Below are 14,005 nucleotides of genomic sequence, written 5' to 3'. Positions count from 1 at the left end.
GGCTCGACCAACTGAGATTTCCCCCGCGAGCCGGCGCATCTTGCAGTAGTCGCGGTGAGTTGGCAAAGAGACGCTCAAAAGCTGAGGAGCCCTGCATTGACCACTCCGCCCTTTTCCCTCGTCGGGATCGACCACGTCGTCTTCATCGTCGACGACCTTGCCAAGGCGGTGCGCTGGTACGCCGATGTGCTGGGCTGCCAGCCGGGCTACTCCTACCCGACCCTCGGCATGGAGCAGGTCTGGTGCGGATCGGCGCTGATCGTGCTGTGGGATATCACCCATCCCGGCGCCGCCTCGGCCGTTCCGCCGGTGCAGGGTGGCCGCAACGTCGACCATGTCTGCATCGCCCTGAGCCCCTTCGACGAGGATGCGATGCGCGCCCATCTCGCCGCGCACAATGTGCAGATCGACCGCGAGGCCTTCCACGGCGGCGCCCGCGGCATGGGCAACTCGTTCTATGTCCTCGATCCCTGGGGCAACAAGCTCGAGCTCAAGGGCCCGGCCGTCTACGAGGACGGGCGCAACTGGCGCTAGCCGGCCTCGCGCGCTGCGTTCAGCTTGAGCTTGCGCAGCCCGCCCAGCAGCGCTGCGGTCTCGCTATCCGTGAAGCCCTTGAGCAGGCGGCCGAACAGGTTGCGCCCCTCCTCGCTCATGGCGTCGAATATCGGCTGTGACTTCGGCGTCAGGTAGATCCGGCGCACGCGCTGATCCTCGGGATCGGCGCGTCGCTCGATCCAGCCGTGCTTCTCGATCCGCTCGAGCACCTTGCCCGCCGAGGCGCGCCCCATCTGCATGACCGCGGCCAGCTCCGACTGGGTGACGCCCTCATACTGGTGGATATGCATCAGCGCCCACCACTGGGCGTTCCTCAGGTCGTGAGCCCCCATCGCACGGTCGAAATCGGCGCTGATCAGCCGCGACAGTTCGTGGATGAGGTACAGCACCTCGCCATGCGCACGCAGGTCCGGCGCTTCGTCCTCGCCATGGCGATAGTCCCGGATGGTGGATTTTCGATCGGTCAAGAAAGTCTCCTGAAACTCGCACCAACTCCCCTTGAGACCCATGGCAAGCCCCACCAGCGGCGACAACCTCATTTTTGTATTCGTGCATACTGTATCCATGCATACAAATGTGCGATGCTGCGCCTCCCATATGCCCAAGTACGAAAGAGGGAGGACTATCCACCATGGCATCGAGCCCGGAAAACCAGTCTGAATCGCGCGTTTCGCGCCGCAACTTCATGAAGGCAGCCGGCCTTGGAGCGGCGAGCACCGCCATCGGCGCCGCAAGCATCACCAGCGCCCAGGCGCAGGAATGGGACGAGGAATTCGACGTCATCGTCGCCGGTTCCGGCGGCGCTGCCTTCGCCGGCGCTATTGGCGCTCTGCACAACGGCGCCACTGTGCTGGTCCTCGAGAAGGCCGCTTTCATCGGCGGCACCACCGCCAAGTCCGGCGGCGGCTCCTGGGTGCCGAACAACAAGTGGATGGCCGACCACGGCCAGACCGACAACAAGGACGACTACCTGCGCTACGTCGCCCGCGTCTCGTTCCCCGAGCTCTACAACGACAAGAGCCCGACCCTCGGCATGACCGAGCATCACTGGGCCCAGCTCAACACCTTCTGGGATAACGCCAACCGCGTCTTCGAGCGCCTCGATGCCGACGGCGCCCTGCCCGCCACCACCTTCCTGTCCTGGGATGGCAAGCCCGCGCCGGACTACCACGGCCATCTTGCCGAGAACGCCCAGATCCTCGGCCGCCAGGTCGCCACCAGCGTCGACGGCAAGGCCGGCAGCGGCGCCGACATGATCGACTTCATGTCGACCTATGCCGAGGACAACGGCGCCGACATCCGCACCGAGCACCGCGTCATCAAGATCGTGCGTGAAGAAGGCGGCCGCGTCGTCGGCGTCCACGTCCAGACCCCCGAGGGCGAGAAGACCTTCCGCGCCAGGAAGGGCGTCGTCTTCGGCACCGGTGGTTTCACCCACAATCTCGACATGCGCACCCAGTTCCTGCGCACGCCGGTCATGGGCGGCTGTGCCGTGCCGACCAATGAGGGCGACCTGATCCTCATGGCCAGCGAAGTCGGCGTGAAGCTGGGCAACCTCAACGAGGCCTGGAACCAGCAGGAAATCCTAGAGGAAGTGCTCGAGTTCTCCAGCGTGCCGTCGGGCGTGTTCTTCCTTGGCGGCGACAGCATGATCGCCGTCAACAAGCACGGCAAGCGCATGTACGACGAGAAGTACGTCTACCCCGAGCGCACCCGCTCCCACCAGGTCTATGACCAGTGGACCGGCGACTACCCCAACCTCTACCAGGTCATGATCTTCGACGAGGCCTGCCGCGAGTTTGGCGGCTACCACATTCCGAAACCGGGTGCGGACCTGCCCAAGTACATCATCACCGGCAACACCATCGAGGAGCTGGCCGCCAACATCCAGGCCCGCTTCGACAGCCTCGCCGAGCGCATCGGCACCTACAGGCTGGACGAGAACTTCCTCGCCAACCTCAACGAGACCATCGAGCGCTTCAACGGTTTTGCCAAGACCGGCAAGGACCTCGACTTCCACCGCGGGGAGTCGCCGATCGACTCCTACTTCCACTGGGTGGCGGTCGATAAGGGCAACCCGAACCCGTACATGTCGCCGATCTCGGCCGAAGGCCCCTACTACGCCATCCTGCTCGCGCCCGGCACGCTCGACACCAAGGGCGGCCCGGTGTTCGACACCAATGCCCTGGTGGTCGACGTCCACAACAACCCGATCCCGGGTTTCTATGTGGCCGGCAACGCCGCAGCGTCGCCCTCCGGCAAGAGCTACCTCGGCGGTGGCGGCACGCTCGGGCTCGGCATCACCTTCGGGTACATGGCGGGCGAGCACGCCGCCAGGCAGGCCTGATCCGACAAGGGGGTGCCCGCGTCGTGCTGGCACCCCTGGCATCTTCAAGGAACTGACGATGAACCCCATCCGCACCGCGGCCGTTGCCGCCTTCATGCTCATAGGCAGCGGCTCCGCCTTTGCCTCCACCTGCGCCGAGACCTACACAGTCGAGGTCGAGCCCATCCTCGCCAAGCGCTGCGTGGCCTGCCACAACGACGCCTCGCCCGGCTCGGGCCTCTCGATGCAGAAGGGCAGCGGCTACGCCCTGCTCGTCGGCGTCCCCAGCGAGGAACTGCCGACCATGGCGCGTGTCACGCCCGGCGATCTCTCCCAGAGCTACATCGCGCACAAGCTGCAGGACACGCACGAGTCCGTCGGCGGTTCGGGCACCAAGATGCCGCCCAGCGGCACCTTCCGCAAAGCCGAACTCGACAAGGTCCTCGCCTGGATCGAGGGTTGCGAGGCAGTCGCGCAGTGACCTCCGCCAGCCTGCTGCTTTCCATACGAGACGGCGCACCCTCGGGTGCGCCGTACCTGGTCCTGCATGGCCGCAACGGCTCGCTCGAGGACGCACAGGCGATGGGTGCGCGGCTGGGCGAGGATGCCTTGCGCATCGCCGTGCGCGGTCCGCGCCAGCAGACCATGGGCGGCACCGGCCAGGTGCGCGGCTACTACTGGTTCATCGGTCCCGGCGACCGGCCTGAGCTGTCCACGCTGGGCGACGCGCTCTACCAGTTGGAACTGCTTCTGCTCGAGAACTCGGAGCGCCTCGGGCAGCGCCGCATCGGCCTCTATGGCGAGAACCAGGGCGGCGTTGTCGCGCTGGTGACGGCCCTGATCTGGCCTGATCGGGTGGATCGCCTGATCGTCGCCGATGCCGTGCTGCCGCAGAACCTTTCCGACATGCCCCTCGACCTCCCGCCGCTCGACGGCATGCCGGTACTGCTGATCGGAGATGCCGAGGCTCTCGCTGCGACCGCCGAGTATCTGGGCGCCCACGGCGCGAACCCAACCATCGCCGCCACCGCGGACGCCATCCCCGGCTTCATCGCCACCCCACGCTGAGGTCCTTGCCTCCCTCCCCCTTGAGGGGAGGGACCGAGGGAGGGGGGCGTGCTGCGACCCACAGTCGTCGCCATCGCCTCCGCCGCATCCCCCCTTGTCCGCGCCTTATCGCCCCGCCATCCGGAACAGTCCGAGCCCGCGGAGCATTCCCGCCTGCTGCCTGTCGAAAGCCGACTGCGCCAGTTCGGCCGTTTGCCGCATGGCAATGAACCGGCGCTGGACCTCCAATCTCACCTCCATGCAGCTCGGCCGCGCTAACCCGATCGTGCTCGCGGCAAAGCTGCGCGCATAGGCCAGATAGCTGCCCACATGCGTTTCCTCATGCCGGCGGGCGAACGCCACGAAGCGCGTCCAGGCTGCACGAGTGCCGGAGTTCATGCGGCTCTCGTCCCGCGCCCTGGGCAGGGTCATCGTGAACTGCACGTGCAGGTCGATGGCAGCGGCTACGCACGCCCCGCCGCGCTCCGCGGTACCCACCGTCAGGTCATATCGCGGCCGCACGTTGGCATAGGCGGCCCCATGATCACCCGGGAACGGATTGCGCGCCATGTCCGATACGACCGCCCGGGCCGTCGTTCCCTCGACCCAGTGCGGGTTGACGACCGACCGGCTGGTGACACCGGCCACGGCGGGATCGATGGTCGATATCCCGAGGACAAGCAGCAACAGCAGGCGTCGCGCGAAGGGCACTGGACGCGGCATGATCGGCACTCCGATCTCCGCAAGCCCCCTGCCCGGGCGCACGCATGATGCGCTTCCCAAGCTGGTGCCCGCAACTCACGCCGGTGCGATCCGCCCAAAGAGAAAGGCCCCGCCGAACGGCAGGGCCTCTGGATACTTGTAGTTCGCGCCGAACTTACTCGGCTGCGACCTTCTTCGGCGTCACGGCCTCGGCATAGGCGTTCATCAGCGTCTTGCAGCCGTTGGCCGGCTTGAACTTGTACTCGCCGATCTCGGAGACCGGCGTCACCTCGGCGGCGGTACCCGTGAGGAAGCACTCGTCGAAGTTGGCAAGCTCTTCCGGCTGCATGTGGCGCTCGGTGACCTTGTAGCCGTTCTGCTTGGCCAGCTCGATCAGCGTCTGCCGGGTGATGCCGTTGAGGAAGCAGTCGGGGGTGGGCGTGACGATCTCGTCGCCCTTGATGAAGAACACGTTCGCGCCCGTCGCCTCGGCGACATAGCCGCGATAGTCGAGCATCAGCGCGTCGGCATAGCCATTGGCCATGGCCGCGTCCTTGCTCAGCGTGCAGATCATGTAGAGGCCGGCGGCCTTGGCCGAGGACGGGATCGTCTCCGGGCTCGGGCGCTTCCAGCGGCTCCACTCGAGGCGGATGCCCTTGAGCTTCTCCTCGACGGAGAAGTAGCTCGGCCACACCCAGGCGGCGATGGCGAGGTGCACCTTGTTGTTGCGACCGGGAACTGACAGCTCTTCCGAGCCGCGCCAGGCGACGGGACGCACATAGGCATCGACCAGCCCGTTCTTCTCGAGCACGAGGCGCTTGGCGGCTTCGATCTCGTCGACCGAATAGGGAATCGTGAAGTCGAGCGTCTTGCCCGACTGGATCAGGCGCTCCGAATGCTGGCGCGACTTGAAGATCTCGCCGCCATAGGCGCGCTCACCTTCGAAAACGCTGCTCGCATAGTGCAGCCCGTGCGTCAGCACATGGACCTTGGCGTCTTTCCACGGAACCAGATTTCCATCGTACCAGATCCAGCCTTCTCGCTGGTCCATCGGAACTGCCATAATTCTCTCCCACTCATTCTTCTGCAGCCTGACAGACTGCCGTGTCCGCTTTGTCTCGATCCTGCCCCAGAGGCTTGCCCTTGGCAAACCTGAACGGCTTTGGGATAAGGCAATATTGGTTTTCTCGATGAGGTGAAGATGGCATCGGGCAAAATAAATGTCAACAAGGCTGACATAAATTTGGTTCGGACCGACGACCCGGCCATGCCGCTCGACGTCATGGGATTGTTCTTCTTTGCCTATCGGGACTTCGTAGGCGATGCTGACGCATTGCTCGAACGGCAGGGCTTCGGCCGCGCACACCATCGTGTGCTGTTCTTCGCCAGCCTGCGCCCCGGCATGCCCGTCGCCGACCTGCTCGATATCCTCAAGATCACCAAGCAGAGCCTCGCCCGCGTCCTGCGCCAACTGATCGACAACGGCTATATCGAGCAGCGGACCGGCGACACCGATCGCCGCCAGCGCCTGCTCTATGCCACGGAGAAGGGGCGCGAACTCTTCGACACCCTGTCGGCCACCCAGACGAGCCGCATCGAGGCGGCCATCGCGGCCCTGCCCCCGGAAGGCAAGCGCACGGTGCTGAAGTTCTTCGTCGGCATGGTCGAGCCCGAGGACCGTGCCCTGCTCGACCGGCTGCGGCTCACCGACGAACTCTAGGCTAGTCGTAGTAGACGCTGATCAGCTTGCCGGCGATCTTGTGCACGTTGATCTCGAGATCGTAGATCTCGCGCATGATCTCAGGCGTGACCACGGCTTCGGGGCTGCCCTGCACCGCCAGCTTGCCGTTCTTCATTGCCACGATGTGGTCCGAGTAGACCGAGGCGAAGTTGATGTCGTGCAGCACCAGCACGATGGTCTTGCCCAGCTCGGAAGCCGCGCGACGCAGCAGCTTCATCATCGCCACGGCATGCTTCATGTCGAGATTGTTGAGCGGCTCGTCCAGCAGCACGTAGTCCGTGTCCTGGCACAGCACCATCGCGACGAAGGCCCGCTGTCGCTGGCCGCCCGAGAGCTCGTCGAGATACCGGTGCGTAAGCTCGGTGAGATTCAGGTATGCGATCGACTGCTCGATGTGTCGCCTGTCCTCGACCGTCAGCCTGCCCTTCGAATGGGGATAGCGGCCGAACGACACCAGGTCCGCCACGGTCAGCCGCGCGGCCATGTGATTGTCCTGCCTGAGGATCGACAGCCGCCGCGCCAGCACGTCGTTCGGCGTCCGGCTGACATCGAGTCCGTCGACCGTTACGCTGCCCGCATCCATCCCCAGCAGCCGGCTGACCATGGACAGGAAGGTCGATTTGCCCGCCCCGTTCGGCCCGATGATCGAGGTGATGCCCTTGGCTGGCAACTCCAGCGACACGTCGTCGACGACGAGGCTGCTGCCATAGGATTTGCTGATGCCCTTGGCGACGATCATCGTTGCTTGCCTCTGACAATGAGGATGATGAAAACGAGCCCGCCGAGGAACTCGATGATGATGGAGAGCGCCGTGTCGAACGCGAACACCCGCTCCAGCACGGTCTGCCCGCCGACGAGGCAGACGACAGCCAGCAGCGCCGACGCCGGCAGCACGTACTTGTGGAGGCTGTTGCCGATCAGCGCGTGCGCAAGGCTGACGACGAGGAGGCCGAAGAACGTCACCGGCCCCGCCAGCGCCGTCGACACTGCGACCAGCACCGACACCAGCATCAGGATGATCACCACCACGCGCTTGTAGTCGACGCCCAGGTTGATGGCCTGCGCCCGCCCCAGCGACAGCACGTCATAGACATGCATCAGCCGCCACACCACCACGCTCACCCCGAGCACGATGAGGCTCGCCACGAGCAGTAGGGTGGGCTCGACTGTCGAGAAGCTGGCAAAGAACGTGTCCTGCAGCACGTTGAACGCATTGGGATCCAGCATCCGCTGCATGAACTGGCTGAGGCTGCGGAACAGGATGCCGATGACGATGCCGACCAGCACGAGCAGGTGCAGGCTGCGCTCCTCGCCCACGAACAGCCAGCGGAACAGCAGCGCCGAGAATCCCACCATGACCGCGACCTCGAGCACGAAGCGCAACTGCGGGTCCTGCGCGTTCAGGGCGCTCGCGCCGAGGAAGAAGACGATCCCGGTCTGGATCAGCACATAGAGCGCGTCGAACCCCATGATCGAGGGGGTGAGGATGCGGTTGTTGGTGACCGTCTGGAACAGCACGGTCGAGATGGCGACCGAGTAGGCGACGAGCACCAGCGACAGCAGCTTCCGCCCACGGAACGGCAGCACGAAGCTCCAGCTGCCCTTGGCGTCCAGTGTCATGAAGCAGACGACCGAGACGACCGCGAGGACTGCCAGAACGGCAAGGACCAGCGCCGGTCGCGAACGCGAGAACCTATGCAGCACGACGCGTCCTCAGCAGCAGATAGAGGAACACCGCACTGCCGATCACTCCGACCACGACGCTGATCGGAATCTCGTACGGCGCCCGGATGACGCGCCCGAGGATGTCGCAGGCCAGCACGAACCCCGCCCCCGTCACCGCCACCCACGGCACGGTGCGGCGCATGTTGTCCCCCACCAAGAGGCTGACGAGATTGGGCACGACGAGCCCCAGGAACGGAATCGAGCCGACCGAAACCAGCACCACCGCGCTCGCCAGCGAGACGATGACCAGCCCGGCGATCATCACGCGCTTGTAGTTGAGACCGAGATTGGTGGTGAAATCCTCGCCCATGCCGGCCACGGTCAAGCGGTCAGCCGCGACATAGGCCACCGCCGCGCAGGCGAAGCCGACCCAGAGCAGTTCATAGCGCCCGCGCAGCACGCCGGAGAAATCGCCCATGCCCCAGGCGAGCAGCGAGGCCATCATGTCGAAGCGGTAGGCGATGAAGGTCGTCGCCGCGCCGATGATGCCGCCCAGCATGATGCCCACCAGCGGCACCAGCAGCGGATCGCGCAGCGGCACGGCGCGGAGGATACGCAGGAACAGCGCCGTCCCGCCGAGTGCGAACAGCGCGGCGACCAGCATCTTGGCCATCAACGGCCAGCCCGGCGCCAGCAGCGTGACGACGAGGAAGCCGAGGCTCGCGGATTCGGTGGTGCCGGCCGTCGACGGTTCGACGAACCTGTTGCGCACCACCATCTGCATGACGAGGCCGGCAATCGCCATCGAAGCGCCGGCGAGGATGATCGCCAGCGTGCGCGGAATCCGGCTGATCAGCAGCACCTGCATCGGCCTGTCCTCGGGACTCGAGGAAAGGAGCGCACCTAGCGACACGTCGCTGACGCCGACGAAGAGGCTGACGATCGCCAGGACGATCGTTACCGCGATGGCGAGGAGTAGTAGCCGCAATGGCCTGGTTCCTGCGGGAAGCCGTGAGGCCCGGCTGTGACGCCGGGCCCCTGTCGGATCAGGCCTTGAGGCCGGCCAGCACCTGGTCGAGCATCAGCATCAGGCCCGAATAGCCGTGCATGGTGATGTAGGCGGCCTGCGGATCGAGATAGACGATGTGCTTGTTCTTGATGGCGTTGGTCTGGTTGACCAGCTCGTTGTCGAGCACTGCCGCCGCGGAGCCCGTGCTCTCGCCGACACCGGCGTCGCGATCGACCACGAACAGCCAGTCCGGGTTCATCTCGAGGATGTACTCGAACGACACCGTGTCGCCGCCATGGTCGCCGTCATCGACCTTGCTCATCGCCGCCGGCATGCCGATCTCGTTGTAGAGCCAGGCCACGCGCGAGTCGGGGCCATAGACGCCGACCTTGCCGGCATTGGTGACCAGCACCAGCGCGGTGCCCTTCCCTTCTGCAGCAGCCCTGACCTCGGCCACCTTGGCGTCGAGGCTGGCGTTGAGTTCGCTCGCCTTGGCCTCAAGCCCGAAGATCTCGCCCAACTTGGTGAGGTTGCCCTGCACGCCCACGACGATCGAGGTGTTGTCGACGGTCAGGTCGACGGTCGGCAGGATGTCCTTGGCCGTCGCATAGGCCTTGGCCGAACGGCCCGCCACGATATAGAGGTCGGCCCGGGCCGCGGCGATGCCCTCGAAGTCAGGCTCGAACAGCGAGCCGATCTGCAGTGCGTCGGCCGGGATATCCTTGAGATAGGAAGGCGCATTGGAAGCCGGCACGCCGGCGACGGCAACGCCGAGCGCCTGGAGGTTGTCGAACGCCGCCCAGTCCTGCACCAGAACCTTCTGAGGCACGCCCGGCAGAACCGTCTCGCCCTGTGGATGCGTGACCTTGATCTCCTGGGCGCCGACGACGCCCGCCGACAGGAAGACAGCAAGGGCGCTCGCGGCAATGGCCCGGGTGAGGCGCAGCGGGATCATGACGAGACTCCAATAGGTTGAAGGACGTCGCCAAATATGACTGGCGATGTCCGGTTTCCTATTGAAAGCCCGTCGCGATGTCAAAGCCCGCCAGAGGCAGCCCGATGTCACATCAGCTTACGGCCGTTGGGAACGCCCCTTTCGGCGGCGGCAAGCACGATGGCGCCGTCCTCGTCCTCGAACCCGAGCGTCAGCACTTCGCTCCGCACGGGCCCGATCTGCCGCGGCGGGAAGTTGACCACCGCCAGCACCTGTCGCCCTACCAGCGCTTCCGGCGTGTAGTGCACGGTGATCTGCGCTGAACTCTTCTTGATTCCTATCTCCGGGCCGAAGTCGATCAGCAGGATATAGGCGGGCTTGCGTGCCTCGGGGAAAACCCGCGCCTCGATGATCGTACCCGTCCGGATATCGACCTTTTCGAAGGCGGCATAACTGATCTCACCCATCAGGACCGGCCAAGTTCCTCGGAGCGCTTGCGCGCCGCATCGACCGCACGGTCGAGCAGCGGCTCCAGCCCGTCGGGGGCCATCAACACCTTGAGCGCGGCAGCCGTCGTGCCGTTGGGAGAAGTGACGTTCTCGCGTAGCGTGGCGGCCGGAGTCGGGTCGGCATCCATCAGTGCCGCCGCACCGGTGACGGTGGCGCGCGCGAGGATCATGGCCTGCTCCTCGTCGAACCCCTGCTTGCGAGCCGCGGCGGCAAGCGCCTCGACCATGTAGAACACATATGCCGGGCCCGAGCCTGACACCGCGGTCACCGCATCGATCTTGGCCTCATCGTCGAACCAGACCACCTGCCCCGCCGCACTCAACAGCGCATTCGCGGTCTCGCGATCCTCGTCGGTAATCTTGAGCCCGACCGCACCGCTGATCCCCCGCCCGATCTGGGCCGGCGTATTCGGCATGGCGCGGACGACGCGATCGGTGAGCAACCCCTCGGAGAGCCCGACCAGCGGAATCCCCGCGGCGATGGAGATGACGAGCGTGTAGCCACCGACGATGGGCTGAATCTCCGACATCACGTCGTAGATGATCTGCGGTTTCACCGCGAGCACGAGCACATGCGTGAGCACGCCGATCGGGCTCGCGAGCAGGCGCACACCGTGCTCGGCGGCGAACTTCACCGCCGCTTCCCCGGGCTGCGGGTCGCAGAGGACGAGCCGGTCTGGCGGCAGGCCACCCGTGATCCAGCCACGGGCCAGCGCCAGACCCATCTTGCCGGCCCCGATCAGGACGACGGGACCGATATCTGACAAGCTCAAGCTTCGCCTACCGTTTCGAACATGACCTCACTGAGCGCGTCGGGCGCGCTCCTGCCAGCCCATATCACGAACTGGAACGCCTGGTAGTGCAGATCGCAGCTGTCGGTAGCCGAGCGCAGCAGCGCCTCGCACTGCTGCGGGCTGACCTCGGCGCCGCCGGTCAGCAGGTGCGAGTTGCGGAACAGCACGACGCCTTCGTGGTTCCACATGTCGAAGTGGCCGATCCAGAGCTGCTCGTTGATCAGCGAGATCAGGTGCTTCACTTCGGCCCGGCGCGTGTCCGGCACCCTGAGGTCGAATGCCGCCGCGATGTGCAACGACTCGAGGTCTTCCATCCAGTTGAAAGAAACGTGGTAGTCGGCCCAGTTCCCGCGCACCGAAATTGAAATCTCGTCGGCGTCCTGGCGCTCGAAGTTCCAGTCGTTGATCGACGCGATGTGCTCGATGATGTCGACCGGATGCACCGTGCGTTCCGGTTCAAGTTCCAGAAGTTGTGCCATTGGCTGCGCGTCCCATTGGGCGAAACGTTGGAAGGCTCGACCGGTAAGTCCCGGTCATTACGCGTTACTTCAAAGAACTCGTCGCGAGGAAAGCCTACGAATCGTCCTATGGCCACGAAGCTACACTCGACCCCCGATTCCGGGGATTGCACCGCCAGCGCCATCCAAGGCTTTCTTCTGTGGATGATCCGGCCCGGAGGGTTAACAGGGTATTAATTCGCCGAGTCTGTCCCCAGCCGATATGCGCGATTTTGGAACAGAACGCGGAACCCGACTCGTACTAGGATGCGCACCGCAGCCGGCTTGTGACGCTTTGGTGAACTGCCGGGCCGCAACCAGCCAGGCATTCATCCATCCCAGCACCCACTCCTGCAGCCATCCATCGGGACCAGATCGCCAGCTGGCTGCCTAGAACAGGCCCACCGCGCTCGTCCAACCGGTGCGGATCGCCTCCGCCCAATTGGGAAAACCATTGTCGATCGTCTGCCGTGCCGCGGCCTCGAAATCGTAGGGCACAGCCCTGAGGTCCGCCGCCCACCGGCCGGCGTGGCGCTCGAGTATCGCATAGCGCGCATCGGGCAGGCCGTAGTTGATCTGCAGCCCCACCGCCCCGGGGTTCACCACCATCCGCCCATCCCTGAGGCGCACCATGCGCGCCACATGCGTATGGCCGCACAGCAGCACCGGGAAATCGAGGCCATGCGCCTTGTCCGTCACCTCGGCTTCGCTGGGCACGGTGACGGTGCGGCCGTCCCACCAGGAATCGAGCCAGGGCTCCTCGTCGCTCGCAGCGGTACCGTGGCAGAGGAAGACCTCGCCCTCGATGTCGCGCGTCGCCGGCAGGCTGCGGAGATAGTCGAGATGCACCGGCCGCAACTGCTCGACCACGAAGCGGTCGACGGGCGCCTGCTTTTCCGGTGGCGCGCTCACCATGTAGCGGTCGTGGTTGCCGATGACCGTGGGGTAGTTCCGCTCGATCAGCAGATCGGCCGTCGCCGCCGGATCGAGAGGCCCTGCCAGCAGATCGCCCAGGTTGATGATCGCATCGACGCCGACCATGGCGATATCGGCCTCAACGGCCTCCAGCGCCAGGCGATTGCCGTGGATGTCCGAGATCACTGCGATTCGCATGCCGTTCACCCTCCCCAGCAATTGCGGCACCCGCGCGGCTACAGCCCCCGCGGACTCGCCCAACCCCATGTCAGCGTTTCTGCCCAATAGGGGTAGCCCCGGTCCAGCGCCTGCTTGGCCGCGCTCTCATGGTCATAGGCAACCGTCCGCAGCTCGGTATTCCAGCCGGCACGGCGCTTCTCGATGATGGCGTAGCGCGCGTCAGGGGAGCCGATCTCCATCGGCAGGCCGACGGACCCGGGGTTCACGACCAGCCGGCCATCGGCAAGCCGCAGGCTGCGCGGCACATGCGTATGCCCACACAGCAGCACCTCATGGTCGAACCCGGCCGCCTGCGCCTCGATGTGATCGCGCGACAGGATCGACGAGGCCGAGTTGACGATTCCGTCCATGAACGACACGTCATCGCTCCGCGGCGTGCCGTGGCAGAGGAACACGTCCTCCTCGTAGACGAGTGTCGCCGGCACCGAAGCCAGCCAGTCCCGCTGCCGCTGGTCGAGCATGTCGCGGACGAGCGCATCGATGTGCCAGTCCTGCTCGCGACCGTTGACGATATGGCGGTCGTGGTTGCCACGCACGGACGGCATGTTCATTTCGATGAAGCGATCGGCAACGCCCACGGGGTCACTCGGGCCGCTGAGAAAGTCCCCCAGCGCCAGCGTGGCCTCGACGTTCTGCCGGCCGATATCCTCCAGCACCGCATCGAGCGCGTGCAGGTTCCCGTGCACGTCCGAAATAACAGCGATCCGCACGATCGTTCAGCCCTTGGGCTTGAGGGCTTCGACCTCGGCCTTGAGGGCCTTGAGCTCGGCACTCTGCGCCTGCACCAGCTCACGCAGCGCGTCGTGATCCTCGCGCTTGACGAGATCCATGTCCGCCACCAGCCGCTCGAGCTGCGACTTCACGACGGTCTCGATTTCCCGGCGGACACCGTCGGCGACGCCCGCGGCATTGTTCATGAGCTTGCCCAGCTCGTCGAAAATCTTGCTGCCCTGGCTCATAGGACTTGTCCTCTCAACGGGTTGCACCGAGCTATTTAGGCGGACCGGCTCGCCTTGACCAGAGCCAGCCGGCGGCTAAAAGGTCTCAGCTTGCTTCGATCGGAGTGCGTTC

The 14,005-nt window shown here is 65.3% G+C and carries 18 protein-coding genes; 5 read left to right on the top strand and 13 right to left on the bottom strand.

The window, feature by feature from the left end; all coding sequences use genetic code 11:
- Positions 1-96: 96 nt before the first annotated feature.
- Positions 97-534: a VOC family protein gene (locus PRN20_RS17745; protein ID WP_273958938.1), complete on the top strand. Its 438-nt coding sequence runs from the start codon at positions 97-99 to the stop codon at positions 532-534.
- Here PRN20_RS17745 and PRN20_RS17740 read toward each other — a convergent pair.
- Entirely contained in the window at positions 531-1,022 is a 492-nt protein-coding gene (locus PRN20_RS17740; protein WP_273958937.1) for a MarR family winged helix-turn-helix transcriptional regulator, read from the bottom strand. The two genes, PRN20_RS17745 and PRN20_RS17740, sit on opposite strands and share 4 nt — an antisense overlap.
- Positions 1,023-1,186: 164 nt before the next feature.
- Here PRN20_RS17740 and PRN20_RS17735 point away from each other — a divergent pair, with 164 nt between their 5' ends.
- Genes PRN20_RS17735 through PRN20_RS17725 form a run of 3 tightly spaced genes read left to right on the top strand, consistent with a single transcriptional unit; the run spans position 1,187 to position 3,949 of the window.
- Positions 1,187-2,902 carry an FAD-dependent oxidoreductase gene (locus tag PRN20_RS17735; RefSeq protein ID WP_273958936.1) on the top strand — a complete coding sequence of 572 codons (1,716 nt, stop codon included), beginning with the start codon at positions 1,187-1,189 and terminating at the stop codon, positions 2,900-2,902.
- A gap of 58 nt (positions 2,903-2,960) precedes the next feature.
- Positions 2,961-3,362, top strand: coding sequence for a hypothetical protein (locus PRN20_RS17730; protein WP_273958935.1), 402 nt, complete (start codon positions 2,961-2,963; stop codon positions 3,360-3,362).
- Positions 3,359-3,949 (top strand): hypothetical protein, encoded by a 591-nt coding sequence (locus PRN20_RS17725; protein ID WP_273958934.1) that lies wholly within the window; start codon positions 3,359-3,361, stop codon positions 3,947-3,949. The genes PRN20_RS17730 and PRN20_RS17725 overlap by 4 nt, the downstream gene beginning before the upstream one ends.
- Positions 3,950-4,054: 105 nt before the next feature.
- Here the strand turns inward: PRN20_RS17725 and PRN20_RS17720 are convergent, their stop codons facing one another.
- Both PRN20_RS17720 and PRN20_RS17715 read right to left on the bottom strand, forming a co-directional pair.
- Entirely contained in the window at positions 4,055-4,651 is a 597-nt protein-coding gene (locus PRN20_RS17720; protein ID WP_273958933.1) for a DUF922 domain-containing protein, read from the bottom strand.
- 154 nt (positions 4,652-4,805) lie between these two features.
- Positions 4,806-5,696 (bottom strand): branched-chain amino acid aminotransferase, encoded by an 891-nt coding sequence (locus tag PRN20_RS17715; protein ID WP_273959054.1) that lies wholly within the window; start codon positions 5,694-5,696, stop codon positions 4,806-4,808.
- 201 nt (positions 5,697-5,897) lie between these two features.
- On the opposite strand from PRN20_RS17715, the gene PRN20_RS17710 reads away from it, so the two are divergent.
- On the top strand, positions 5,898-6,350 hold the full coding sequence (locus tag PRN20_RS17710; protein WP_273958932.1) for a MarR family winged helix-turn-helix transcriptional regulator: 453 nt from the start codon (positions 5,898-5,900) through the stop codon (positions 6,348-6,350).
- Position 6,351: 1 nt separating this feature from the next.
- Here the strand turns inward: PRN20_RS17710 and PRN20_RS17705 are convergent, their stop codons facing one another.
- The 10 genes from PRN20_RS17705 to PRN20_RS17660 form a co-directional block, all read right to left on the bottom strand.
- The gene (locus PRN20_RS17705) at positions 6,352-7,110 is read right to left on the bottom strand and encodes an iron ABC transporter ATP-binding protein (RefSeq protein ID WP_273958931.1); all 759 of its coding nucleotides are present in this window, start codon (positions 7,108-7,110) and stop codon (positions 6,352-6,354) included.
- Positions 7,107-8,072, bottom strand: a complete 966-nt coding sequence (locus PRN20_RS17700; RefSeq protein WP_443112591.1) for an iron chelate uptake ABC transporter family permease subunit — start codon at positions 8,070-8,072, stop codon at positions 7,107-7,109. The genes PRN20_RS17705 and PRN20_RS17700 overlap by 4 nt, the downstream gene beginning before the upstream one ends.
- The gene (locus PRN20_RS17695) at positions 8,065-9,024 is read right to left on the bottom strand and encodes an ABC transporter permease (RefSeq protein WP_273958929.1); all 960 of its coding nucleotides are present in this window, start codon (positions 9,022-9,024) and stop codon (positions 8,065-8,067) included. The genes PRN20_RS17700 and PRN20_RS17695 overlap by 8 nt, the downstream gene beginning before the upstream one ends.
- Before the next feature lie 58 nt (positions 9,025-9,082).
- Positions 9,083-10,000, bottom strand: a complete 918-nt coding sequence (locus PRN20_RS17690; protein WP_273958928.1) for a siderophore ABC transporter substrate-binding protein — start codon at positions 9,998-10,000, stop codon at positions 9,083-9,085.
- Between the two features lie 107 nt (positions 10,001-10,107).
- Positions 10,108-10,449, bottom strand: a complete 342-nt coding sequence (locus tag PRN20_RS17685) for a tRNA-binding protein (protein WP_273959053.1) — start codon at positions 10,447-10,449, stop codon at positions 10,108-10,110.
- On the bottom strand, positions 10,446-11,261 hold the full coding sequence (proC, locus tag PRN20_RS17680; RefSeq protein ID WP_443112581.1) for a pyrroline-5-carboxylate reductase: 816 nt from the start codon (positions 11,259-11,261) through the stop codon (positions 10,446-10,448). Before proC ends, PRN20_RS17685 begins: the two co-directional genes overlap by 4 nt.
- A complete protein-coding gene (locus PRN20_RS17675; protein ID WP_273958926.1) occupies positions 11,258-11,761 on the bottom strand; it encodes a YbjN domain-containing protein in 504 nt (167 codons plus the stop codon). The genes proC and PRN20_RS17675 overlap by 4 nt, the downstream gene beginning before the upstream one ends.
- Before the next feature lie 408 nt (positions 11,762-12,169).
- Entirely contained in the window at positions 12,170-12,892 is a 723-nt protein-coding gene (locus PRN20_RS17670) for a metallophosphoesterase family protein (RefSeq protein WP_273958925.1), read from the bottom strand.
- Positions 12,893-12,930: 38 nt separating this feature from the next.
- Entirely contained in the window at positions 12,931-13,644 is a 714-nt protein-coding gene (locus tag PRN20_RS17665; protein WP_273958924.1) for a metallophosphoesterase family protein, read from the bottom strand.
- A gap of 6 nt (positions 13,645-13,650) precedes the next feature.
- Positions 13,651-13,893 carry an accessory factor UbiK family protein gene (locus tag PRN20_RS17660; RefSeq protein WP_273958923.1) on the bottom strand — a complete coding sequence of 81 codons (243 nt, stop codon included), beginning with the start codon at positions 13,891-13,893 and terminating at the stop codon, positions 13,651-13,653.
- Positions 13,894-14,005 lie beyond the last annotated feature (112 nt).

Origin of the sequence: Devosia sp. ZB163 (assembly GCF_028613635.1) — a bacterium.
Lineage (GTDB): Bacteria > Pseudomonadota > Alphaproteobacteria > Rhizobiales > Devosiaceae > Devosia_A.
This window is presented reverse-complemented; position numbering and strand designations above follow the sequence as displayed.